17 protein-coding genes are annotated in these 22,414 nt (G+C 52.6%); 7 read left to right on the top strand and 10 right to left on the bottom strand.

What is annotated here, in order from left to right:
- Nucleotide 1 precedes the first annotated feature (1 nt).
- The 4 genes from thiL to ribA are packed head-to-tail and all read left to right on the top strand — an operon-like array spanning nucleotide 2 to nucleotide 2,781.
- A complete protein-coding gene (gene thiL / locus ACJJI7_RS03595; RefSeq protein WP_020414512.1) occupies nucleotides 2–949 on the top strand; it encodes a thiamine-phosphate kinase in 948 nt (315 codons plus the stop codon).
- Between the two features lie 54 nt (nucleotides 950–1,003).
- Nucleotides 1,004–1,492, top strand: a complete 489-nt coding sequence (locus ACJJI7_RS03590) for a phosphatidylglycerophosphatase A family protein (protein WP_020414513.1) — start codon at nucleotides 1,004–1,006, stop codon at nucleotides 1,490–1,492.
- An 18-nt stretch (nucleotides 1,493–1,510) separates the two neighbouring features.
- Nucleotides 1,511–2,146: a retropepsin-like aspartic protease family protein gene (locus tag ACJJI7_RS03585; protein WP_444900953.1), complete on the top strand. Its 636-nt coding sequence runs from the start codon at nucleotides 1,511–1,513 to the stop codon at nucleotides 2,144–2,146.
- A gap of 17 nt (nucleotides 2,147–2,163) precedes the next feature.
- Entirely contained in the window at nucleotides 2,164–2,781 is a 618-nt protein-coding gene (gene ribA, locus ACJJI7_RS03580) for a GTP cyclohydrolase II (protein WP_026305223.1), read from the top strand.
- Between the two features lie 125 nt (nucleotides 2,782–2,906).
- Here ribA and ACJJI7_RS03575 read toward each other — a convergent pair whose 3' ends face one another.
- The gene (locus ACJJI7_RS03575; protein WP_020414516.1) at nucleotides 2,907–4,181 is read right to left on the bottom strand and encodes a metal-dependent hydrolase family protein; all 1,275 of its coding nucleotides are present in this window, start codon (nucleotides 4,179–4,181) and stop codon (nucleotides 2,907–2,909) included.
- Nucleotides 4,182–4,333: 152 nt separating this feature from the next.
- Entirely contained in the window at nucleotides 4,334–7,660 is a 3,327-nt protein-coding gene (gene pulA, locus ACJJI7_RS03570) for a pullulanase-type alpha-1,6-glucosidase (RefSeq protein WP_444900954.1), read from the bottom strand.
- A gap of 590 nt (nucleotides 7,661–8,250) precedes the next feature.
- On the opposite strand from pulA, the gene rsgA reads away from it, so the two are divergent.
- Nucleotides 8,251–9,378, top strand: coding sequence for a ribosome small subunit-dependent GTPase A (gene rsgA, locus ACJJI7_RS03565; protein WP_353375651.1), 1,128 nt, complete (start codon nucleotides 8,251–8,253; stop codon nucleotides 9,376–9,378).
- Nucleotides 9,379–9,462: 84 nt separating this feature from the next.
- On the opposite strand, the gene ACJJI7_RS03560 is transcribed toward rsgA, so the two are convergent.
- Entirely contained in the window at nucleotides 9,463–9,780 is a 318-nt protein-coding gene (locus ACJJI7_RS03560) for a DMT family transporter (RefSeq protein ID WP_020414519.1), read from the bottom strand.
- A gap of 292 nt (nucleotides 9,781–10,072) precedes the next feature.
- Between ACJJI7_RS03560 and ACJJI7_RS03555 the strand changes: the two genes are divergently transcribed.
- Complete coding sequence (locus ACJJI7_RS03555) at nucleotides 10,073–12,148, top strand: TonB-dependent receptor (protein WP_282952418.1); 2,076 nt, start codon at nucleotides 10,073–10,075, stop codon at nucleotides 12,146–12,148.
- 67 nt (nucleotides 12,149–12,215) lie between these two features.
- Here ACJJI7_RS03555 and ACJJI7_RS03550 read toward each other — a convergent pair whose 3' ends face one another.
- From ACJJI7_RS03550 to ACJJI7_RS03530, 5 genes are all read right to left on the bottom strand, one after another.
- Nucleotides 12,216–14,066: a DUF885 domain-containing protein gene (locus ACJJI7_RS03550; RefSeq protein WP_444900955.1), complete on the bottom strand. Its 1,851-nt coding sequence runs from the start codon at nucleotides 14,064–14,066 to the stop codon at nucleotides 12,216–12,218.
- A gap of 141 nt (nucleotides 14,067–14,207) precedes the next feature.
- The gene (gene dxs / locus ACJJI7_RS03545; protein ID WP_282952420.1) at nucleotides 14,208–16,124 is read right to left on the bottom strand and encodes a 1-deoxy-D-xylulose-5-phosphate synthase; all 1,917 of its coding nucleotides are present in this window, start codon (nucleotides 16,122–16,124) and stop codon (nucleotides 14,208–14,210) included.
- A 93-nt stretch (nucleotides 16,125–16,217) separates the two neighbouring features.
- Nucleotides 16,218–17,126 (bottom strand): polyprenyl synthetase family protein, encoded by a 909-nt coding sequence (locus ACJJI7_RS03540; RefSeq protein ID WP_444900956.1) that lies wholly within the window; start codon nucleotides 17,124–17,126, stop codon nucleotides 16,218–16,220.
- Nucleotides 17,127–17,432: an exodeoxyribonuclease VII small subunit gene (locus ACJJI7_RS03535; RefSeq protein WP_444900957.1), complete on the bottom strand. Its 306-nt coding sequence runs from the start codon at nucleotides 17,430–17,432 to the stop codon at nucleotides 17,127–17,129. It abuts the gene before it with no gap.
- A 30-nt stretch (nucleotides 17,433–17,462) separates the two neighbouring features.
- Complete coding sequence (locus ACJJI7_RS03530; protein ID WP_444900958.1) at nucleotides 17,463–18,935, bottom strand: DUF7133 domain-containing protein; 1,473 nt, start codon at nucleotides 18,933–18,935, stop codon at nucleotides 17,463–17,465.
- A gap of 820 nt (nucleotides 18,936–19,755) precedes the next feature.
- Between ACJJI7_RS03530 and ACJJI7_RS03525 the strand changes: the two genes are divergently transcribed.
- Nucleotides 19,756–20,325 (top strand): HNH endonuclease, encoded by a 570-nt coding sequence (locus ACJJI7_RS03525; RefSeq protein ID WP_353375656.1) that lies wholly within the window; start codon nucleotides 19,756–19,758, stop codon nucleotides 20,323–20,325.
- Between the two features lie 103 nt (nucleotides 20,326–20,428).
- Here ACJJI7_RS03525 and ACJJI7_RS03520 read toward each other — a convergent pair whose 3' ends face one another.
- Together ACJJI7_RS03520 and mepA are read right to left on the bottom strand one after the other, a co-directional pair.
- On the bottom strand, nucleotides 20,429–21,439 hold the full coding sequence (locus ACJJI7_RS03520) for a D-alanine--D-alanine ligase (RefSeq protein ID WP_444900959.1): 1,011 nt from the start codon (nucleotides 21,437–21,439) through the stop codon (nucleotides 20,429–20,431).
- Nucleotides 21,440–21,443: 4 nt separating this feature from the next.
- Nucleotides 21,444–22,349 (bottom strand): penicillin-insensitive murein endopeptidase, encoded by a 906-nt coding sequence (gene mepA / locus ACJJI7_RS03515; protein ID WP_353375658.1) that lies wholly within the window; start codon nucleotides 22,347–22,349, stop codon nucleotides 21,444–21,446.
- Between the last annotated feature and the right edge of the window lie 65 nt (nucleotides 22,350–22,414).

Genomic DNA, 22,414 nt, shown 5'->3' with positions numbered 1-22,414 from the left:
AATGGGAGCTGCTCCGGGCGAGTTTGAAATTATTCGTGACTTTTTTGCCAGTGCTCCGCAAGGGCAGGGTGTGGTTCTGGGAATTGGTGATGATTGCGCTTTGCTACAGGTTCCCAGCCAGGGCCAATTGGCTACGTCTATGGATACTTTGGTGGCGGGTCGACATTTTCCCGCCGAGGCCGACCCGGCGGCGATAGCTGCCCGAGCGCTGCGGGTTAACCTCAGTGACCTGGCTGCCATGAATGCCCGGCCACTCTGGTTTACTCTGGCGCTTACCTTACCTGAAAGTGACGCTAACTGGTTGCGCAAATTTTCCAGTGGTTTACTGCAAACCGCTGCGCAGTTTGGCGTTTCCCTGGTGGGAGGAGACACTACAGCCGGTCCTCTGTCGATTACTATCCAGGTGATTGGACAGACTGCCCGGCCATTGCGCCGTGATGGTGCCGGTTGTGGAGATTCTATTTATGTTAGTGGCCCTCTGGGGGCGGCAGCTGCTGCCCTGCCGGTAATTCTCGGTGATCAGCGGGTGCCAGCTGAGGTGCAACATCAGGCTGAGCACGCCTTTTATTTTCCCGAGCCGCAATTCGCCACTGCGGCAGCGATTTCTGACTTCGCCAGCAGCGCTTTAGATATTTCCGATGGCTTGATAGCAGACCTGGCCCATATTTGTGAGTCCAGCCACGTCAGCGCTGATATTTATCTGGAGCGCCTGCCTGTTTCTCCCATAGCGCAGTCACTTGCTGGTGCGAATGCCCTTTCTTTATCTGCTGGTGGTGGCGATGATTACCAGCTTTGTTTTACTGTGCCCCCGGAAAAGGTGGAATCAGTGGAAAAGCTGGAGCTAGGAGTGACTGCTATTGGGACTCTAAGTGCTGGCGCTGCCGAAGTGCGTTGCTGGCACAATGGTGAGCCCTGGCAAGCGCCGTCAAAGGGCTACCAACACTTTTGAACTGGCACTTTTAATGAGTAGAGAACGCCACTAGAGGCCTTGGATACAAACACTATGAGTGGAAAGAACCCGACTTTTCCCCAGCTCCTGCGTGACCCCACCATGCTACTGGCCTTTGGTTTTGGTTCCGGCCTCGCTCCAAAGGCGCCTGGCACCTTCGGCACTTTAGTTGCGATTCCATTTTGGTGGTTAATGCAGGGGTTGTCGCCAGCCTGGTATTTAGGGATTGTTCTTCTGGCGGGCCTGCTGGGCTGTTATTTATGCGGTGCAGCTGCTCGCAAGCTGGGTGTCCATGATCACGGTGGGATAGTCTGGGATGAAATGGTGGGTTACTGGCTTACCATGTTTTTGGCCCCTGCAGGTTGGGCGTGGGCCCTGTATGGCTTTGTGCTTTTCCGCATATTTGATATTGCAAAGCCCCCACCCATCAATTGGGCTGATAAGAAAGTGCGAGGTGGCATCGGGATTATGCTGGACGATATACTTGCTGCCGTTTACGCAGGTCTGGTGTTGCAACTGACTGCCTGGATACTGGGAGCCTAGCGGGATAAGGAAGACGCGATGCGCAGCTACATACTGTTCTTATTTGGCTTTCTGATTACCGCCGAGGTAGGAGCACAGCAGGTACAATTGAGAGGCCTGTTCGGCGATAGAGCCTTATTGGAAATCGATGGTCGCCAGCGAATTTTGAAAAGTGGTGATAAATCCCCTGAAGGCGTCCTTCTCCTGGAGACAACTAGCAGCCACGCACGTATCAATGTTGCTGGTCGAGAACAGAAACTCACCCTGGATGCACCTATAGCGGCGAGCTATGCCAAAGCGGATAAGGCGGAGGTGCGGCTCTCCGCTGATAGCCGAGGTCACTACAGTACAGATGCTTGGGTGAATGGAATGCGGGTGCCGATGATGGTGGATACTGGAGCAACCAGTATCGCAATCAATTATCCTACTGCGCGGCGCCTGGGTTTGAACCTCAGCTCAGCTAGAAAAATACCCATTTCTACTGCAAATGGGATGACGAGTGCATACCTGATAAATCTCAGCAGTGTCACTATCGGCGGTATTAAACTGCACAATGTCGCGGCCACTGTGCACTCTGATGATTTTCCCCGTGTCGTCCTTTTGGGAAACAGTTTTCTGGGGCGGGTAGATATGGAACAGCAGAGTGGCGTACTGGTATTGCGTGCTCGGAACTGAATTGAAGAGGTATTAAGTTGACCATTCGATATGTAGAGTCCTCAAAGCTGCCCACATCCTGGGGAATGTTTGAGATGCACGGTTTCGAGGAAGTGGAAACCGGTAAAGAGCACGTGGTGCTCACTATGGGGGATTTCGACACCAATGAACCCTTGTTAGCCCGCATTCATTCAGAGTGCCTGACCGGAGATGCGCTCTTCTCACTGCGCTGTGATTGCGGTGCCCAGTTACAGCATGCGATGCATCGCATCGCGATGGAAGGGCGCGGAGCGATTTTTTACCTTCGCCAGGAAGGTCGTGGCATCGGCCTTTTAAACAAGATTCGCGCTTACCACCTACAGGATTGTGGTGCGGATACGGTGGAAGCCAACGAGCAGTTGGGCTTTGGTGCTGATATGCGGGATTACTCTATTCTGAAAGCGATGATCGAGCACCTGGGAATCCATGCTATTCGTCTGATGACCAATAACCCGCGCAAAGTAAAAGCGTTGGAGGATTTGGGGATTAATGTGACTGAGCGCTTGCCGCACCAATCCGGACGCAATCCCCACAATGCCAAGTATTTGTCCACCAAGAAAGGTAAGCTTGGTCATTTGATTGAAAATGAGGATGAAGAAGGAAAAGAGGGAAACTAACTTTCACTTCTCTTTAAGTATCCCAATAAAAAAGGCCGGAGTTATCCGGCCTTTTTTATTTTGTAGAAATTATTTAAAGCTGAGTTCGGATATTTCAAACTCGGTTTTAAACTATTCAGAGGCTTTTAATTCTTAAAGACCTTGCCCCCTTTCATCACAAAATCCACATCTAAAAGTTCATCGATATTATCGAGTGGCGAGCCATCGGTGGCGATAATATCGGCATACTTACCGGACTCAATGGTGCCCAGTGAATCGCTCATATCGATCAGGTCGGCGGCGTTAACGGTAGCGGATTGCAGGATGGCCATATTATCCATACCGGCTTCACTCATCAGGACCGCCTCGCGGGCATTGATGCCGTGTTTGGATACACCTGAGTCGGTGCCGAAAGCAATTTTTACTCCGGCATCGACCGCTTTACGGAAATTGCCGCGCATGTCCGTGCCAACACGTATGGCTTTTTCCTTCTGAGCCTCAGATAAAACATCGGTATTTTTTGCCAGCTGTACCACGGTATCACCGGCGAGAAGGGTCGGAACCAGGTAGGCGCCGGTTTCTTTAAATAGCCTGTGGGCGCGGGGGCCCGCGTAGGTTCCGTGCTCAATACTGTCTACACCAGCCTCCAATGCGGCAATAATGCCTTCTTCCTGGTGCGCATGACTGGCTACCTTGCGCCCCATACGCTGGGCTGCCAGGACCACCTCTTTTAGCTCATCCATTTCCATCTGCTGGCCGGTACCTGTAGCGCGATCGGTAAGTACACCACCGGTAGAGGTAATCTTGATAAAGTCAGCGCCGTATTTGATCGCATGACGGGTCGCACGGCGGCAATCGTAGGGGCCGTCGCATACAGTTCTGGTTTTGTCGTCATGCAACGCCATTAACTCGGGGCTGACCCCACTGATATCTGCATGCCCTCCGGTAATACCCACTCCGCCGGCTGCAATAATACGTGGGCCATCTACCCAGCCATTGTTGATTGCATCGCGCATTGCATACATTTCTTCACCGCTATTACCCGCATCGCGCACAGTGGTGAAACCAGATTTCAGAATACGCATGCCAAACATTTGCGAGCGCATTTGGGTCAGTGGCATGGACATCTTAAGGGTTTCGGAATCATTTTGGGGGCCCAGCTCATTTTGCAGGTGAACGTGCATATCCATTAAGCCCGGCATTACGAAGCTTTCCCTAAGATCAATGACTTCGGCATCATCTCTGTTCACATAACCAGGGCTGATGGAAGTAATCCTGCCATCCTCGATTATTACGCTTTGCTCTTTTAAAGGTTTTTTACCGGGAACAGCGAGGAGTGTGCCTGCGTGGATAATGGTTTCTGCCAGCACTGAGGAAGAGAAAAGAGTCACTGCGATACCGCAGAGAAGGAAACGCTTCATGATTTGTGTACCTATTTATTATTTAAGCACAAGCTAAATCAATCTGCGGAATATGACAATTATGGGTTTATTACTTGGTGAGAGCCGGAAAAAAGTTTCTAAAAAATCCAAAAAAAGACCGGAAAATCCGGCCTTTTTTAATCTGTGGAGAATTAATATCTGCGGCGTGGCTGCACAAATACTGCGGTAGTTCGGCCGGGCAGAGTAAAGGTGCCGCTGCTCCTATCAAATTTCACTTTGTACAGGCGTGAGTCTACAGAGCGACGCTGACGTGGGTGCTTGAACAGGTACTCACCAATGAGGTTTTCGCTGCTAAATTCTAATGATTCGTCATCGCCATTAAACAGCACCACAATACGTTCAAAGCGGCGATCGATGTTGCCATTGGCATCGGATAACTCCATCACAATCAGCCCAGGAATCTGGCCGGGTCCGGTGTTGAGGAAATTGAGGTGTGCCTCTACGGACTCTGCATCAGACAAGCGGAACAGGGGAGAGCTGTTGCGAATCGCCAGCTGCTCGCGGAATAGAGCGGAGCTCCACAAGCGGTGCCGGCGCTCGGGAGCCAATTCCGGGTTTGCCAGTAAAGGTTGCATCAGGGACCAGTTATCTTCGTTTTTATCGGCGATAGGCAAACCTATACCCCAATTATCGGTGGCGAGGCTGAAGTCCAGTGCATTAAACCAGTCACCGGAATTGTAACTGTCCCGATCCATCGACTTTGAGCGCAGGAAATCCTGGCCTGCGTGGATAAACGGCACTCCCTGGGCGAACAGAACCAGGGAATTACTGAATGCCTGGATACGCACTCGTTCAGCCAAGTCGGCGCTGTCGCTGGCTTTGATCTGTACTCCGTCGAACAGCGTCTCGTTGTCGTGGGCGGCAATATAATTAATGGATTCCTGCGGGTCGGCGGTATAGCCGGTGGGCTGGCCGTTATAGACCAGCTCGCTGCCGGTAATGATATTGCCGTTGGCATCTTCAAAAGGATAATCCGCCAGGTTGCCGGCGAGGGAAACGCGGACTTTATCTGTCAGGGTTAGCAGTGTGGCACGCTCATCTTCTCCCTCAAACTTGCCGTTGCTGTCGGTGAACAGACCGGTACCAAAGCCCTGCTCCTCAAAGCCTCCGAAGGGGTTGCCGCCACGCACGGAATCGCGCAGGCGATCGTTAAAAGTGCCTATACCGCTGCCCGCCATATTGCCCTGGCGGGCCTGTACAAAGCGAGCATCGTCAGCCACCTCGCCAAAATTCCAGCCCTCGCCGTACAAGTAGATAGCGTTGCCATCGACACCATCGGCTGCCGGGGTCAGTGATTGCAATGCCGCTTGCGCCTTGAGGATATTGTCGAGGCTGTGGTGTCCCATCAGATCGAAACGGAAGCTGTCCACCTTATAGGCCTGGGCCCAGGTGACCAGGGAATCGATCATCAGCTTTTCCATCATGGCGTGCTCACTGGCGGTGTTGGCGCAGCAGCTGCTCATTTCCACACCGCCCTCCAGATTGCGGCGGTGATAATAGCCGGGGACGATTTTATCGAGTACGGAGTTGTCGTATTGGCCATAGGAGCTGGTGTGGTTGTAAACCACGTCCATCACCAGTCGCAGGCCGGAGTGAGATAACCCTTGCACCATTTGACGGAATTCGCGAATGCGCGCAGGTCCATCGGGAGCGCTGCTATAGCTGCCTTCGGGGACCGTGTAGTGCAATGGATCGTAGCCCCAGTTAAAGCCATCGGTATCGCGAATCGCATCTACCTGGGCCTGCTGCTCGCTGCTGTCCGATGCGTAGTCTGAGAGGTCCGGGGTTTGCTGCTGCTGCGTGTGATCTTCATTTACTGTGGCAAAGTCAAAGGCCGGCAGCAGGTGGATATGGGTGAGGCCGGCGCGGGCCAGTTTATTGAGGTGGCGCATGCCGTCGCTGTGCTTGCGGGTGAAAGCCTTGAAGGTGCCGCGCTCTGCTTCGGGGACAGTTTGATCCGCAATACTGAAATCGCGTACGTGCAGCTCGTAGACACTGATATCTTCCGGCTGGGTTAACTTGGGCTTGCGCAGGCGGTCCCAACCGCGCGGCATCAGGTCCCGGTCATTCAGGTTGACGATCTGGCTTTTGCCGCTATTGATGGAGAGACTCAGGGAGTAGGGGTCGGTGACCAGGTTGGTTTCAATCTGGCGGCTGAAGTAGGAATACACCTCGACCTCGTAGAGGTAAAAGCTGCGGTCCCACTGCTTATCGATATCGGCACTCCAAACCCCGGTAGATTCATCGCGCAGCATGGATACCACCTGATCGGCGCTATCGCTGCTGGAGTCTGTAAACAGGTGCAGCTTTACTGCCCGTGCGGTGGGAGCCCAAAGATCGAGCTGGATATTCTCCTCGCCGACACGGGCACCGAGTTCACCGTCGTAGTAGAAGCGATCATCGAGCGCGCCTGCCATCTGCACACCAGTCGCATCCAGTAACGTGCCCTCCGCATCGTAAGCGGCGAGGGCGAGCTGCTGGGTTACCAGATCACTAGTGGAAGCCTGCCCCGGCAATTGCCAGGCACTGAAACTGGCCAGGTGCGGGAATTTTTGTTGGGCGCTGTCGGGCAGGGTGGCGAGAGGGGTGAGATCGATGGTGCCATCGGAACGGATATCACCGTCCTCCAGTTTTAGCTCGGTGCTGTTGCTGTAGTGCAATTTAACCTTGGTGCCTTCCTGCACCTGGATATCCCAGGCAAAGCTGCTGGTATCCACCCAGTGCGCTTTATCGCTGCTCAGGTCACCCTTGGCGAAGCCATCACTGCTGACGGTGACTTCTTTACTATTCGAATCAAAAGCAAAATAGATTTCGTCGTAATCGGCGGCCACGGTAAAGCTGACGTTGGCTCCATTGTTGCCGTAGCTCTCCTCCCAGCCTTCGTGCAGGGCTACCTTGAATTCATAGGAACCGGCAGGCAGCGCTGAGGTGATAAAGGTGTAGGTGCCATCTCCATCGGCATCCTGCATCCAGCTGCGCAGGCAACTGGGTTGCCAGTCTCCCGGGCACCCGAGCAGGGATTGGAAGTTGCCGGCTACAGTGGCGACCACGCTATTGTGGTTGTCGGTGATCCAGTGACTCTCGTGGTCGTAGATAAATTTAACTTCGCGAGCCTCATCCAGGCTAAGGGAAATATTACCGCCGTCCCGCTGGCCGCCCCAGCCATAATTTTCATCCCAGCTATTGTTGAGAGCGGCTTTGTACTCCCAGTTGCCGCCGGGTATCAAAAAGTTGCCTTGCCATTTGTCGTCTTCGCTGTCATAGCGGAGCAGGGTGGCGACACAACCTGGTTGCCAGTCGCCATCGCAGCCCAGTTGGCTTTGTAGGTTGCCGGGAATATTGACCTCTGTGGGATCTGGTGTGTCAGATGCCCACACCGGTATTTGGATGGAGCAGAAGACAGCCCCCAGAATCAGCCCGGCCCTTGTGCCGGGTCCTGTAAATTTTGTTGTTGGCATAGCGCTTCCCATTTTTTGTTGTACTTGTTGCGGTTCTCTCAGTTGGTATTGAATCGCAGTCACGCATTGACGGCCTCCCACCCCGAGGAGGTGGAGGTCTGGGGGAGGTGGTTGGGGGTGTCATAAAACCTTTATAGATTCGTCACTTGGTGGAAATACCCGCAGGAGAAGATGCTTCTCGAGTAAACGTGATGGCGAAAGAAAAAGCCGGATCTATACTCAGCTGATCGGGTTATGGTGAGTCGAGAAAGGTGATGCACTCGCTGTAATCGGATTCGAAGGCCGGCTTTTGCCGGCTTTGCTTTTTGTGGCGGGGCAATTACTAAGAGGCTTCCCGGGATTATCCTTGCTCCTATCCCCGGGTAGTGCTAATTTGCCCATAACCCGCCAGGTACTATGGCGGAGTCCAGAACTCAATAACTGCGGAGGATGATTGATGATTGTTGCAACCCTCCGTCGGGTCCAGTAGCAGCCTCCAGCTGCCCACGCCCGGCGATAGATTCCTAGACGTCGGGCTTTCCCTGAGAAAGCTCTGTTGGCCGCGTATCTGCGGTCGCTTGGTGCTTTGTTGCGCCCAGAGGGTTTCAATCTTGAGTAAATCTCACTTTACCCGCCGGTCTGTTAACAGATTCGGCACTAAATCCCCATCTATCAAAATTGAGCGGGAAGCTTCTCCGCTACAAAAGCTCGGCTGGAAGTCTTTTTTCCAACAGCAGGTGACGCTCGAAGAACTCGAACAGTGTTTGCCGCTGCGGGTTATGGCTGTACACCGCGGTCGCCTGGAATTGGCCGGCGAGCAGGGGGCTGTGTCCCTTCCCCTAACCGGGAGTCTTGTTGCTAATTTGCCGACGGTGGGGGATTGGCTGTTGTTAGAGAAGAGCAGTGGATATTTTGTGCGTTTGTTGAGCCGCAGCAGCCAGTTTGAGCGCATGGCACCTGGGGGGCATCAGGTGCAGATGATCGCTGCCAATGTCGATAGTGTTTTTATTGTTTCGTCCCTGAATGAGGACTTTAACCTCTCACGTATTGAGCGCTATTTGGCTCTGGCACGGGAGTCCGGTTGCCGCCCCCACCTGATACTGACTAAGGCCGACCTGTGTGAAGATACTGCCCCTTTTCTTCAGGCATTGCGCCCATTCGGTGAATTACCTGTTGCAATGGTAAATAGCCTGGATCGAGAGAGCGTGGCACAGCTGCGCCAGTGGTGCTTACCTGGGGAAACTATCGCGCTGTTAGGTTCTTCTGGAGTGGGTAAGTCCACTTTGCTAAATGCGCTGTCTGGCGAATCTCTGGCTGAGACTGGGACCATTCGTGAAGCTGACAGCAAAGGGCGCCACACCACACGGAAACGCTCTCTTCACTCCCTGAGTTGGGGGGCGCTGTTACTCGATAGCCCTGGAATGCGGGAGCTGGGGTTGGTGCATGTTGAAGGTGGCGTGGCGGAGACTTTCTCCGATATTGAGGCCTTGGCCAGGGAGTGTCGCTTCTCTGACTGCCGGCACCAGTCAGAGCCAGGCTGTGCGGTACAAGAGGCGATAACGGGCGGTTCGCTGGATGGGCGGCGCCTGCGCAATTGGCAAAAACTGCAACAGGAACTAAGCCGTAACGGTCAAACTCTGGCGCAGAAACGGGCGGGGGAGAGAGCGCTATCCCAGATGTATCGATCTGTGCAAAACCAGGCGCGTAAGCGCAAGTATCACGGGGAGGATGGAAAGTAACTCCTGAATCTCTAATTTTTATAAGTGGTATGCAACCAGGGATAGAAGGGCAGCATTAGCTGCCCTTCAAAACTGTTATGTAAGCTAGCGAGCCAGTTTTAATGTGACAACCCCGACGATAATTAGCAGTACCCCGAGATATCGACCGAGGCTGGCCGTCTCACCAAAGAAAACGATTCCCATCAGAAAGGCACCGGCCGCTCCGATACTTGTCCAAACCGCATAGGAAACTCCAATGGGGATTTCCCGCTGGGCCAACCACAGTAAAAATCCGCTGAGGCCAATAAACACAACAGCCATTACAACACCCAGCAGGCGGGTAGATACCTCCTGGGATATTTTCAGCCCCAGTACCCAACCAATCTCACAAAGACCAGCCAACAATAGGTAGAACCAGGCCATGCTTTTCCTCTTAAAACGTAATTTTTAAAAAATTCCTATTTCATCCTCCTTTTGGAGGTTAGGTCGGAGAATAGCTAACTGCCACTTTACTTAAGAGTTTAGAGAAAATTGATCGACTAATATGCCGGTGGGGTGTCGCTACTGCGTGTTTTTACATTGGCACAGGTTTTGACTGGGAGCTTGATAGGCTAAGGCGGAAAGGGGAATTTGATAGTGGGAAGGGAGAGAATGGGAAAACTCTGCCCAGGTCCTGTATGGTTGACTGTAATCGAAGGAGAATCAAGCTGGAAGCATGTTAAAAAAAATCAGGAGTCTGGGGCTAATACTATTGTCGGTCAGCCAGGTGGCTTGGTCCGACCAAGCGAATATCGAATCTGTCGTCGTTACAGCTAGTCGTGTTGAAAAACAGCTTCAGGAGTATCCTGAAAGCTTCTCTATGGTTGCCGGTCAGGAATTAAAGCTGATTAAGCACAATCATATCCAGCAAAGTTTAGCGCGAGTCCCTGGGGCCAATGTGGCAAGAGGCAACGGTCTGGAATATTTGCCCGCATTGCGTTCGCCAGTACTGTCAGGGGCTGGAGCCTGTGGCAGTGTGCTGACAATGGAGGATGGCATCCCTCTGCGGGCAAATGGATTCTGCAATATAAATGAGTTGTTTGAATCCCATAGTGAAGTGGCACAGCGAGTTGAAGTTATTCGCGGACCAGCCGGCACTCTGTATGGTTCCAATGCTATGCATGGTGTCGTGAATATTCTGAGTCCGGAAATTGAAGAAAATACAAAAGCCTTTTCTGGAACTTTAGGTTTTGAAGGTGGCCCCCATGATTACTATCGAACCAGTATTTCAGCTGAATCTGATCTTTCTAACGAAGGCAGAGTACGAGCAGATCTTTCCCTGGCATCTGATGGTGGCTATAGGGACCACTCTGGTTATGACCAGCAAAAGCTCAGTCTTTTGCACTCTGTTTCTACAGCGCAGACACAGATCCGTTCTCGTCTGGCAGTCACGAATTTAAATCAGGAAACAGCGGGTTATATCGAAGGATACAATGTCTATCGGGATGATCGGAGGGACAGGGAAAACCCGAACCCAGAAGCATTCCGCGATGCCTCCGCGGTACGGCTTTACTCTATTCTCGATATTGATTTGGGCTCGGGGAAAAAGCTATCACTGGCCCCTTATCTTAGAAAAACAGATATGCGTTTTCTACAGCACTATTTACCGGGGCAGGCGTTGGAAGAAAATGGCCAGGAGAGTATCGGCCTGCGAAGCAGCTATTTCTTTACCAGGGCAGGCAACCTGGAAATAGTAATGGGGCTAGATATGGAATTTACCCAAGGCTATTTACGAGAACTCCAGAAAGAGCCAACAGAGGGATCGGGTTTTTTACGGGAGACTATCCCCGTAGGTAAGCACTATGACTATCAAGTAGATGCTTACAGCGTTGCCCCTTTTACTTTGGCTACCTGGAATGCTACCGATACTTTAAAGCTCTACAGCGGCGTACGTTTAGAATCGGTACAGTATGACTACAATAATAAAATGCTGTCTGGCCGTACGGCCGAGGATGGTCTCCCTTGTGGCTTTGGTGGCTGTAGGTTTAGCCGGCCAGAAGACCGCAAAGACAGCTTCCAGAATTGGTCGCCCAAACTAGGAGCTACTTACGATCTCAAACCTGGCTTGCAGTTTTTTGTCAATATGGCCCAAGGATATCGGGTTCCCCAAGCAACAGAACTTTATCGTTTACAGCGAGAACAAACTGTTGCCGAATTGGATTCTGAACAAATCAGCAGTATTGAACTGGGGGTGCGAATTCTTAAAGAGCACCTTTCCTATGAACTTGTGGCTTATGGAATGCGCAAGCGCAATGTAATTTTTCGGGATACGGAGTACTTTAACCAATCCAGTGGGAAAACCTCACATCGCGGTGTGGAGATGGCGCTTGGCTATGCATTTTCCCAGAGCTGGCGACTGGAGACATCCTCCAGTTATGCGGAGCACCGCTACCGTGATGAGCGAGAGCTGCAGGGAGTGTTACTGGATGGCAATCTTGTGGATTCAGCCCCCAGGGCTTTCGGTAGCTATCGCCTGCAATGGCAACCCCGGCAAGAGATAACCGCTGAGCTGGAATGGTTACATCAGGCGCGCTACTTCACAGATCCCCAAAATCAGCATGAATATTCCGGGCACAATTTGTTGAACCTGCGGGCCGAGTGGGTATTTGATCGCTGGGCTCTTTCTATAAGGGCGTTAAACCTTACCAATAAGGCCTACGCAGAGCGAGCGGACTACAGCAGCTTTGTTGGGGACAGATACTTTCCAGGGGAGCCACGCTCAATATATTTGTCAGTATCTTCCGAGTGGTGATTAGAGGGCTTTTAGCGGAGACTTCAGTCATAAAAAAGGGCAGGGAATTCCTGCCCTTTTAGTTTCTCTAGCCCGCCGATGCTTGCGATGTTGCTGGGGGAGTTGCCTGAGCCGATGCAGAGCCCTGACTTTCAATCCAGCTGTTCATTCGTGTCTCGAGAATATTTAAGGGCAGCGCGCCGGCGCCAAGAAGGGCGTCGTGGAAGCTGCGGATGTCAAAATTATTGTCTAGCTCTTCTTCTGCTTTTGCACGTAGCTCTTTAATTTTTAACTGCCCTAATTTATAGGCCAGTGCCTGTCCTGGCCAAACCAGGTAGCGGTCAATTTCCACGGTGACATCGTGCAGAGGCTTGGCACTATTTTCCATAAAATAACCAATTGCCTGCTCACGGCTCCAGCCCAGTTGATGCATGCCGGTGTCTACAACCAGGCGCACGGCGCGCCACATATCGTAGGTCAGTGCACCAAACTCGCTATAGGGATCTTTGTACAAACCCAGGTCATATCCGAGGCTCTCGGAGTAGAGGCCCCAGCCTTCCACAAAAGCGGTATAGAGAGCCATGCGTCGCAGTGGGTGAATATCACTTTGCTCCTGGGCCAGGGCAATCTGTAAGTGATGGCCAGGCATTGCCTCGTGTACCGTCAGCGCCTCCATTTCCCACTTGGGCCGGCTGGGCAGGTTGTAGGTGTTGGCAAAGAAAATACCTGCGCGGCCAGCCTCGTTGGAGCCTGGCAGGTAATAGGCCGTGGTTTGTGACTGCTCCGAGTAGCTGGGAATGGGTTTAACTCCATAGGGCAATCTGGGCAGGGTGCCAAACAGCGCGGGCAGCTCGCCATCGATGCGCTTGGCAATATCCCGGTAGTCTCTTAACAGGGCCTCACGGCTGGTGTGGTAAAAGCGTGGATCAGTGCGCAGGAATTCGGTAAAGGCCTTGAAGTCTCCCTGGAAGCCAGTCTTTTGCATGACAGCTTGCATCTCTGCACGGATACGCTTGACTTCGGCCAACCCTATGCGGTGGATTTCCTCAGGGCTTAGTTCTGTAGTGGTGTTTTGCTCAACCTTATAGGCGTACCAGCGCAGGCCGTCATTGCGGCTGCTAAGAGCGATATTTTTCTGCGCACCGGGGATATAGTCACGCTCGATAAATTCAGCCATTTTCCGCCAGGCCGGCATTAACTGCTTGTTGTAGATATCCAGAGCACGTTGGCGCAGGCTCTGTTGCCTGGCAACCGGAATGCCCTTTGGCATGTCTGCGAAGACCTTAAGCAGCGGGCTCTGTTCCGGAGTTGCTGGAATCAGGGCGCGGATCTGCCTCGGTAAATCACGCAGGGTAATCTGTGGTGGAGTAATTTCCCTCCTGAGTCCCTCACGCATCAATTCCTGGGTTTGCTCAACCAGGGTTGGCAGCTTCTCCAATCGAGCCAGGATATCCTCGTAATCGGCCACCGAGCGGCGCGGCATACTAATTAGCACAGCTGGCACGCTGCGCTGGATACCGCTCATATGGGTCACAGGCTGTAGGTGATCGGGAAACTGGAAGCCTTTTACTTCACCGAGTAAATCCTGGTAAAGCAACTGGTAGTCCAGTTGTTGCTTTTCGGGCAACTCGCTGGCATCTAGATTGCGAGTAGCACCTAAAAGTCGACGGGTCTGTTCCTGCCGAACTTCGATGCCTCTCTTTGAGTTGTCCACCCAGCGGTCATTCTGTCCGGGGTAGCCTTCGTAGGTGGCCATGCTGGGATAGCTTTCCATAATCCACCGGTAGCGGAAGTCTTGCAAAGCTATCAACTGCTCCGAGGCATTCTCAGAGGGAAGGGCTTTAAAGGCCTTTCTGAAAGCTTTCTGGTCCATGGCGGTAGCACTGAAACTGGCAAGCAGGCCTATGGAAGTGACAAGGGCTTTTTTAAAAAACGACATCTTTCCCCCGAATCCAAGCAGAAATTGATAGAAAAAGGGCCAGTAAAAAGCCCCAGTCGCGCCCGCAGTACCTGAATAAAGCTGGACACACTATTGAAGTTATTGGTTCGTTGGACTGGGAAGGTCCTGGAACGAACCCGATTAGTTGGCCGCTGCCGTGCGCCCCTTGAAGTTGTGTTGGTTAAGTATCTGCAGCCGGCGATGTATCTGCTCTTCAATTCCGGCAGCATCAAGACCGATTCCGGCGAGCAGGTCCTTATGCTTACCGTGCTCGATAATTTGGTCTGGCAGGCCTAACTGCAATACAGGCATGGTTCTGGCAGTAGCATTAAGGTACTCAAGCACTGCGCTGCCGGCTCCACCGGCAATGGTGTTCTCTTCGATGGTCACCAGCAATTGGTGGCTATCCGCCAGCTCGTCAATGAGCGACTCATCCAATGGTTTGACCCAGCGCATATCGGCGAGAGTGGCGCCAAGGCGCTCCGCAGCTGCCATAGCGGGGGCTAGCAGGGTACCGAAATTCAATATCGCCACGCCGCTGCCCTCGCGGAGTAAACGGCCCTTGCCGATGGGAAGCTCTCGCATCTCTTCTTCGATCGTAGCGCCCATGCCGGTACCGCGCGGATAACGCACAGCGGCGGGGCCATTGTGGCAGTAGGCGGTATACAGTAACTGGCGGCACTCGTTTTCGTCGCTGGGCGCTGCGATGGCGAGATAGGGCAGGCAGCGCATAAAGGTCAGATCGAAGCTGCCTGCATGGGTTGGGCCATCTTCACCAACAAGGCCGGCGCGGTCGATGGCGAAGGTGACATCCAGGTTTTGGATGGCAACATCATGCACCATTTGGTCATAGCCGCGCTGCAGGAAAGTAGAGTAAATGGCCACAACCGGCTTTTGGCCCTCGCAGGCGAGGCCGGCGGCGAGAGTAACAGCGTGCTGCTCGGCAATGGCTACGTCTTGGAAGCGCTGTGGAAAACGTTTGGAAAACTCCACCATGCCGGAGCCCTCACACATGGCGGGTGTAATAGCTATAAGCCGCTCATCCTGGGCGGCAGTGTCACACAGCCACTGGCCGAAGATATCCTGATATTTGGGCAGCTTCTTTTTACCTGGCACTGCAACTTGAACTTTACTCTCCGGTTCCAGTTTGTTCAGTGCATGGTATCCGACAGGGTCGGCCTCCGCCGGACCGAAGCCCTTGCCCTTGGTTGTGGCTATATGCAGTAGCTGGGGACCGGGCTGGCTGCGCAGGTTGCGCAGGGTGTGCACCAGATCGTGCATATTATGGCCATCCAGTGGGCCGACATAGTTGAATCCCAGTTCCTCGAAAAGTGTACCAGGGGTAATCATGCCCTTGACGTGCTCTTCTGTACGTCGTGCCAGCTGCCAGGCCTTGGGTATCGCAGACAGGATCTTGCGGCTGCCCTCGCGCATATTGAGGTAGGTCTTGCTGGCAAGGATCTTGGCAAAATAGGTGGCCAGTCCGCCGACGTTTTTCGAGATCGACATACTGTTGTCATTGAGAACAACCAACATATCCCGACCGGTATGAGATGCGTGATTGAGCGCCTCGAAGGCCATACCTGCGGTCATGGCGCCGTCTCCGATAACCGCTACGACTTTACGCTCATCGGGGGAGCCCAGGGCCATACCCAGGGCCGCGCCGATAGAGGTACTGGAGTGACCGACTCCGAAAGTGTCGTAGGGGCTCTCGCTGCGCTTGGGGAAGCCTGATAGGCCGCCCTGCTGGCGCATGGTGAGCATCTGTTCGCGGCGACCTGTGAGAATCTTGTGCGGGTAGGTCTGGTGGCCTACATCCCACACCAGGCGGTCTTCTGGAGTGTTATAGATATAGTGGAGGGCGATAGTCAGTTCCACCACGCCGAGACCGGCGCCGAAGTGTCCGCCGGTTTGGCCGACACAGTACAACAGGTATTCGCGCAGCTGGTTGGCGAGTTCGGGCAACTGGCGTTCGTCAAGCGCGCGCAGTTGGGCTGGCTCGTCGATAGAGTCGAGCAGCGGCGTATGAGGGCGTGAGCGTGGAATGTCTTCGAGCATCAATCGTATCAATGGCTACAGATAATGATAGTGAGGGGGATTGTATGCCCGTGACAGGCATATTGCATCCCAAAGGGGGACGGACGCCCCACTCTAGTGGCTGCGCTGGACGATATAATCAGTGAGCTCTCGCAGTAATGAGGTATCGCCAGGCAGTGTAACCAGGGCATCAAGGGCCTGGTTGTGCAGTCCCTGCAACTTCTCCCGAGCGCCATCTACGCCAAGAAGGGAGACATAAGTAGGTTTGTTCAGCAGCGCGTCTGCACCCTGGGGCTTACCTAAAACCTCAGTATCTGCAGTGATATCGAGGATATCGTCCTGTACCTGGAAAGCCAGGCCAATAGCTTGCGCATAGTGACTAATAGTTTGTAGCTGGACACTGTTGGCGCCACCGAGTAGAGCACCCATTCGTGCACTGGCGCAGATCAGCATGCCAGTTTTCAGGCGATGCATAGGCTCCAGTTGTTCCAGAGTAAGGGTTTTGTTTACAGAGTCCAGGTCGATAGCCTGGCCCGCAACCATTCCCCGGCTGCCAGACGCTGTCGTCAGCTCCTGTAAAAGTTGTAACTTGAGTGCAGGCTCAGTGTTATCTGCCAGTAGCAGTTCAAATGCTTGGGTTTGAAGTGCATCGCCGGCAAGGATTGCTGTGGCTTCGTCAAAGGCGATATGACAGGTAGGGCGGCCCCGGCGCAGATCGTCGTTATCCATTGCTGGTAGGTCATCGTGGACCAGGGAGTAGGCGTGAATACACTCTAGGGCCGCCGCGGTTGCATCACATTTAGCTGGATCAAAATCTACTCCATAAAAGACTTTGGCACTGGCATATACCAGGGCCGGACGCAGGCGTTTGCCTGGGCCCAATGCGGCATAGCGCATAGCCTCAAAGAGTTTTTCGGCATTGGGGGCAGGTTGCTTGAGGACTTCCTTGATTCGTGCTTCAACCCTTGTGGCTGCATCATGGAGAAAGGCCCGCAGTGTTACGGGTGCGGTTTTACTACTCACTCAGGCATCATCCGCGGAATCATCGGTATCGAATGGTAGCTCGCGAATATTACCGCTCTCTTCCATCAGCAGTTTGACCTTCTGCTCGGCGCTGGCCAGTTTTTTCTGGCACTCACGGGTGAGCTTTACTCCACGTTCGAAGTCAGCCAGGGCCTCTTCAAGAGGCAGGTCTCCGGCCTCAAGGCGTTCCACCAATTCTTCCAGGGCCTCCAGGCTTTCTTCAAAAGTTGCTGATTTTTTCTTTGCCGCCATAGCATCGCCTCTTAATTCCGAGGCAACCTTAGCCGCTGGCGCGACAAGGGTCAATTAGAGTGCACTCGCTTCCTAGTAGATGAGCTATCTCAGGGCCTCGAGAGATAACAGGTAATGGGCCAGTGCTTTTTTCTGCTGATCCGTAAAGTTGTATCTAGGCATAGGAGGCGTCGGTGCATCGAAATAACTGGCAAGTGTCTCCAAAGTGTATTTTTTGCTCAGTTCTTTCAAGGGCACTTGTTGTTGGTGGCAATGAGCGCAGTCATGATCCTGGTAGAGGGCTTTGCCTTCGCGAGCGGCGTCGGAGTCTATTGTAGGTGGTTTTCTGGGAGTATTATTAGTGACCTTGAGAGGATAGGGGGCCGAGGCTTTTAGCATGCTACCGGGAGACAGGTGGTAAATCGCCCCGGCGTAGTCGTCGGTAATATAAATTGAGCCCTGGCTATCTTCAGCAATGGCCACTGGTCGACCAGAAACTTCTTTGCGATCGTCACTGAGAAACCCCCAAAGGAAATCCCGCTGGGTGATATCCCCACTTTCATCCCAGTGTAGGGATACCACTTTGTAACCGTCTTTGACGCTGCGATTCCAAGAGCCGTGCAGGGCTACGAGAGCTGCCCCCCGGTAGTCTTCCGGTTGTTCCGGGCTGCGCAGGAAGCGAATACCCAATGGCGCATTATGTGCGGCAAATTCGTGTACCGGAGGAACTGAGGATGCGATCATCTCTTTTACTGTCGGGTTTTCATCACCAATGAAATCTGGGTCGGGTATCCGGTCTCCATAGGCATAGGGCCAGCCATAGAACTTGTCTGGCCGAATTAGGTTGAGCTCATCGGGTGGGAGGTCGTCGCCGAGCCAGTCGCGGCCATTGTCTGTGGCATATAAACCGCCATCTTTTGGGGACCAGTCGAATCCAACGCTATTGCGCAGTCCAGTGGCAAGGATTTTAAAGTCACTGCCATCTGGCCGCATACGCATTATCGTGGCGCGCCGTGGGTCTTTCTCGATGCAGACGTTGCAGCTGGAACCGCTGCTCAGATAAAGCCAGCCGTCTGGACCCATTTCAATGGTTTTGGTCCAGTGACCGCTGTCCTCCAGGTTTTCGATAATCCTTTGGTAACTTCCAGCAAGGCGCCCATCGGAATGATCGAGTGGAACCCGCCCAACGGCATCGCTCTCTGCGATATAAAGCCAGTTTTCATATAGAGCTAGACCGTGGGGCCGGTTTAAGTTATCGATTAATACCCGCTGGGCATCCGCTTGTCCGTCGCCGTTACGGTCTGGGGATAGCAGAGATACCTGTCCCTTTTTTGGCTGCGAGACGAGGATGTCGCCTGAGCGGGTGATCACCAGCCAGCGTGCCCCGGGAACATCGTCGGCAAATAGTTGAAGATTGTATCCCTGAGCGTTTGAGAGCCCACTTAAAACCTGCTGCTCGGTAGTTTTAATGCCACCAAAAAGTTGGCGCCAAGGAACACTTATTCCTGAAGCAACTGCGGATAAGGCGCCTGAAACTACAGTGGTAAAGATAAGCAAAAAAATTAGCGTATATTTCAACGTTATTTTCCCTAATTGGATTGCACTTGAAATAAAGGTGTTTATAGTGGCCGCGCTCACCTAATTACCCTTGTTTTACCACAGCGTGTCTACAGGGTCTCCCCCTCCTTTGTGAAGGAAATATTTCACTTTGTGAGATATGTCTTACACAAATTTCAGCAGATTACCCCTACTTTTTTCTCGCTTGATGTCCATAATTAACTGGCAGGGACGCAAAAGGGACTGCACCTCTGCGGCAAAGGATAAATGGATTGCGCCGCTCGCCCTAAGGATATGGGCACCATCCTGTGAGACGCACCGCCCGGGCCGGATTGCCTGGGCGGTGTTTTAATTATTGTGCCCAAACTTCCTCACATTTTTATTTAAATAAAATCTATTAATGTTTTTCTGTTCCACTCCTCGGACGGTTTAAGAGAGTGAGTTTACTCTTGATGGTGGCTTCAGCTGTCTGGAATTTGTAATATTTATCCGCTTTAATAATGATAGGCCGGCCAAAATTGCTCGGGCTGGCGGAGGGTGGCGCATTCAGTAATCTACTTTCAGCAGTGCCCATTTTGCCCCAGACATCATCGAGTTGTTGGGGTGCTGTTTTCTTGTCGGTGAAATTATTTGCAGGTTATTGCACTTTTCCTGTCATAGTTTTTATTTTTTCAACACTGAAATCTCTCTTACAGATTGAATCCCATCCCAAACCTTTCTATCCGGCCTATCAAGGTTGCCTGTATACAAACAGCCAATTTTTAAAATTATTTAGCCTGCTGGCTGTGATGACTTTCGGTACGAGTCGGGTTTTTCCGTTTGACTGCGGGGAGGCGAGGTCATGCAAGCAAGAATTTTACGCCTGAATTTGGCAGGGCAGCCACTGGAATGGCTTACATGGCAGGAGGCTTCCTGCCTGTATGTGCGGGATTTGGTCACATGGTCACTCGGGGGGATTGTGCAGCGGGTACGTGGTGGTTTCAATCGTAGCGGTAAGCGTTCCACATTGGATCTGGCGGCAATCATTGCCTGTGGTGGTGCCAGAATGGCGCGCCCGCGCATCCGACCTCCACTGACAAACCGGGCGCTATTTTTTCGTGATGCTCACACCTGCCTGTACTGTGGCGTGCCCTTTAAATCTATCGATCTGACCCGTGATCATGTTATGCCTGTATCCAAAGGAGGCTTGGATTCCTGGGAAAATGTGGTAACAGCTTGCAGGCGTTGTAATCAGCACAAAGGAAGTCATTTGTTGGAAGACATTGATATGGAATTATTGGCATTGCCATTTTGCCCAAATGCGGCGGAATACCTGGCGCTAATTAACAGTGAGCGTATTCGAGGTGACCAAATGGAATTCTTGCGTGGTCAGTTCTCTCGGCGCAGGCAGCAGGGATGGTTACACCTCTGATTGGCAGATAGATTGGAAAAGTAAAATAAATGTCAGATATAAAAAGGGGCCTATTGCCCCTTTTGGTTTTTCAGATTTCGAACGGTTAATAACTATTTTCTAACTACCGATCCTGTATCGATTCAGATACTGCAGCACGAATCAGGCCTGTCAGGTATTCGGTAAAATCGTGGCCATAGTTCTCCATCATTTTTGGGAACATGGAGTTGGGTGTCATACCTGGAAAAGTGTTTACCTCATTGAGGTAAAGCTCGTTATTATCGGTCAGGAAAAAGTCGATACGGGACAAATCTTTTAGCTTTAAGGCTTTAAAAGTACGCATCGAAACTTCTCGAATCCATTCCAGTTGTTCTTCGCTCAGTCCCTCCGCTTCAATAAAAGTTTCAGCGCGGCTGCCAGCAGCATATTTTTCTTTATAAGTGTAAAAAGTATCTGATGGAGCGCGTACTTCGCCGGGACGAGTGGCGATTAGTTCTTGCTCAAAGGTATAGACCGCCACTTCCAGTTCACGCGCATTCAAGGCTTTTTCTATCAAAACATAGGGGGAGAGAGTAAAGGCTTCTTCAATTGCGCTTACTAATTCTTCCTTGCGAGTAATTTTGAAGCAACCTACTGAGGAACCCTGGTTGGAGGCCTTTACAAATATCGCCTCCCACTCCTCCAGCGCTGCGTGAGCTTTATTCAGCTCCTCAGCTTCCATGCTGTGCAAAAAAAGATAGGGTGTGTTGTCTATTCCCAGCGCACTCAGCCACATCTTGGTTTTGATTTTGTTAAAGCAAATTTTGCTGGCTTCAGGTGCGGACCCGAAGTAGGGGATACCAAACATATCCAGCTGGGATTGCAGGTCGCCTGTCTCACCGGGGTAACCGTGGATGGAGGGAATAACGTAATCGACGTTCCAGGCATTGCCCTCTTCATCACGAATCTTGCGGTCGTAAAAGATATGGTAAACCCGGCCCTGTTTATCGGTGAGGCAGCCACTTGCATCCATTTCCACCCGCTTCAGGGCAATATCTTCGGCTTGTGTCAGCTGCGCTTCAATAAAATCCGCGGTACGCAGGGACACTTCGTGCTCGCTGCCGCCACCGCCACAGATAAGCAAAGTGTTGATCATAGATTTATTCCGTCGTGGTGCCGGCAGGGGGTGCCAATAGTACCTGCTGGCATTGCTGCGGCATCGTCTTAGGTTTGGGCTTTGTCGGTTGGGGCTTGGTGCCGTTTAGTATTGCGTAGAATTCCTCGCTAAACCACCAGTCCAGGTCGTTGCCACAGGGATCTGTTCGCACCGGTGCCTGGGGTTTGCAATCGCTGCTTCCCTCGGGGCAAGCCAAGCGTACATGGAAGTGATAGTTATGTCCCCACCAGGGGCGCACTTTGCGCAGCCATTCGTTATCCCTGCCCACAACTTCACACAACTGGCGCTTGATTGTGGGATGTACAAAGATACGTTCCACCCTCTGGTCTTCTGCTGCCATACGCAGGATTTTGGGGACTCGCTCATCCCAGTTTTCGTCAATAAGGCGATGTTTTTTTGCATCTGCCAGAGGAATAGCGGAGATATTATCGCGCTCCCACTGCGTGAGTGGTCGCTTGGCAGCACGCCGATCCTGGGAGTACCAGATATCCACATCCAGGCCGGTTTGGTGGCTGCTATGCCCACCGCTGCCAAAGGGGCCGCCGCGGGCCATGGACATATCGCCAATCTGGATTCTGCCCAGATCATTCTGTGCCACACTTTGCGAAAAGTCTTTTAGGAAGGCGATAGTATCCGGGTGCGCAAAATGGCGTTCGCGGCCTGTGCGCACCAGTTGATAACCCTCACCGCGCAAGGGCAGGGTTTCTCCCCCCGCAAGGCAGCCATTGGTGTAGGTGCCAATGCTGGAGGCCGCCTGAGCGCTGGGCTTTTCAGTTTCTTCCCAGGGGTTGGCCTGGGCGATGCTGCTGAGAACGATTGAGGTAATGGCCAGGGCGCGGGCAATCAACCTGGGGTGTTTGATGGAGGGGGACGTTGATGGAAAGTACATAGTTCCCATGTTACCGGTAAGTCACTGTAGTCGGATCGCAGTTAAGCGGACCCGACGAGTATAGA

This window comes from Microbulbifer variabilis (genome assembly GCF_056232115.1).
This window is presented reverse-complemented; position numbering and strand designations above follow the sequence as displayed.

Excerpts from the sequence above, each read along its gene's own strand:
- thiL (WP_020414512.1), top strand. The coding sequence starts at position 2 with ATGGGAGCTGCTCCGGGCGAGTTTGAAATTATTCGTGACTTTTTTGCC.
- ACJJI7_RS03590 (WP_020414513.1), top strand. The coding sequence starts at position 1,004 with ATGAGTGGAAAGAACCCGACTTTTCCCCAGCTCCTGCGTGACCCCACC.
- ACJJI7_RS03585 (WP_444900953.1), top strand. The coding sequence starts at position 1,511 with ATGCGCAGCTACATACTGTTCTTATTTGGCTTTCTGATTACCGCCGAG.
- ACJJI7_RS03575 (WP_020414516.1), bottom strand. The coding sequence starts at position 4,181 with ATGAAGCGTTTCCTTCTCTGCGGTATCGCAGTGACTCTTTTCTCTTCC.
- pulA (WP_444900954.1), bottom strand. The coding sequence starts at position 7,660 with ATGCCAACAACAAAATTTACAGGACCCGGCACAAGGGCCGGGCTGATT.
- ACJJI7_RS03560 (WP_020414519.1), bottom strand. The coding sequence starts at position 9,780 with ATGGCCTGGTTCTACCTATTGTTGGCTGGTCTTTGTGAGATTGGTTGG.
- ACJJI7_RS03555 (WP_282952418.1), top strand. The coding sequence starts at position 10,073 with ATGTTAAAAAAAATCAGGAGTCTGGGGCTAATACTATTGTCGGTCAGC.
- ACJJI7_RS03550 (WP_444900955.1), bottom strand. The coding sequence starts at position 14,066 with ATGTCGTTTTTTAAAAAAGCCCTTGTCACTTCCATAGGCCTGCTTGCC.
- dxs (WP_282952420.1), bottom strand. The coding sequence starts at position 16,124 with ATGCTCGAAGACATTCCACGCTCACGCCCTCATACGCCGCTGCTCGAC.
- ACJJI7_RS03525 (WP_353375656.1), top strand. The coding sequence starts at position 19,756 with ATGCAAGCAAGAATTTTACGCCTGAATTTGGCAGGGCAGCCACTGGAA.
- ACJJI7_RS03520 (WP_444900959.1), bottom strand. The coding sequence starts at position 21,439 with ATGATCAACACTTTGCTTATCTGTGGCGGTGGCGGCAGCGAGCACGAA.
- mepA (WP_353375658.1), bottom strand. The coding sequence starts at position 22,349 with ATGTACTTTCCATCAACGTCCCCCTCCATCAAACACCCCAGGTTGATT.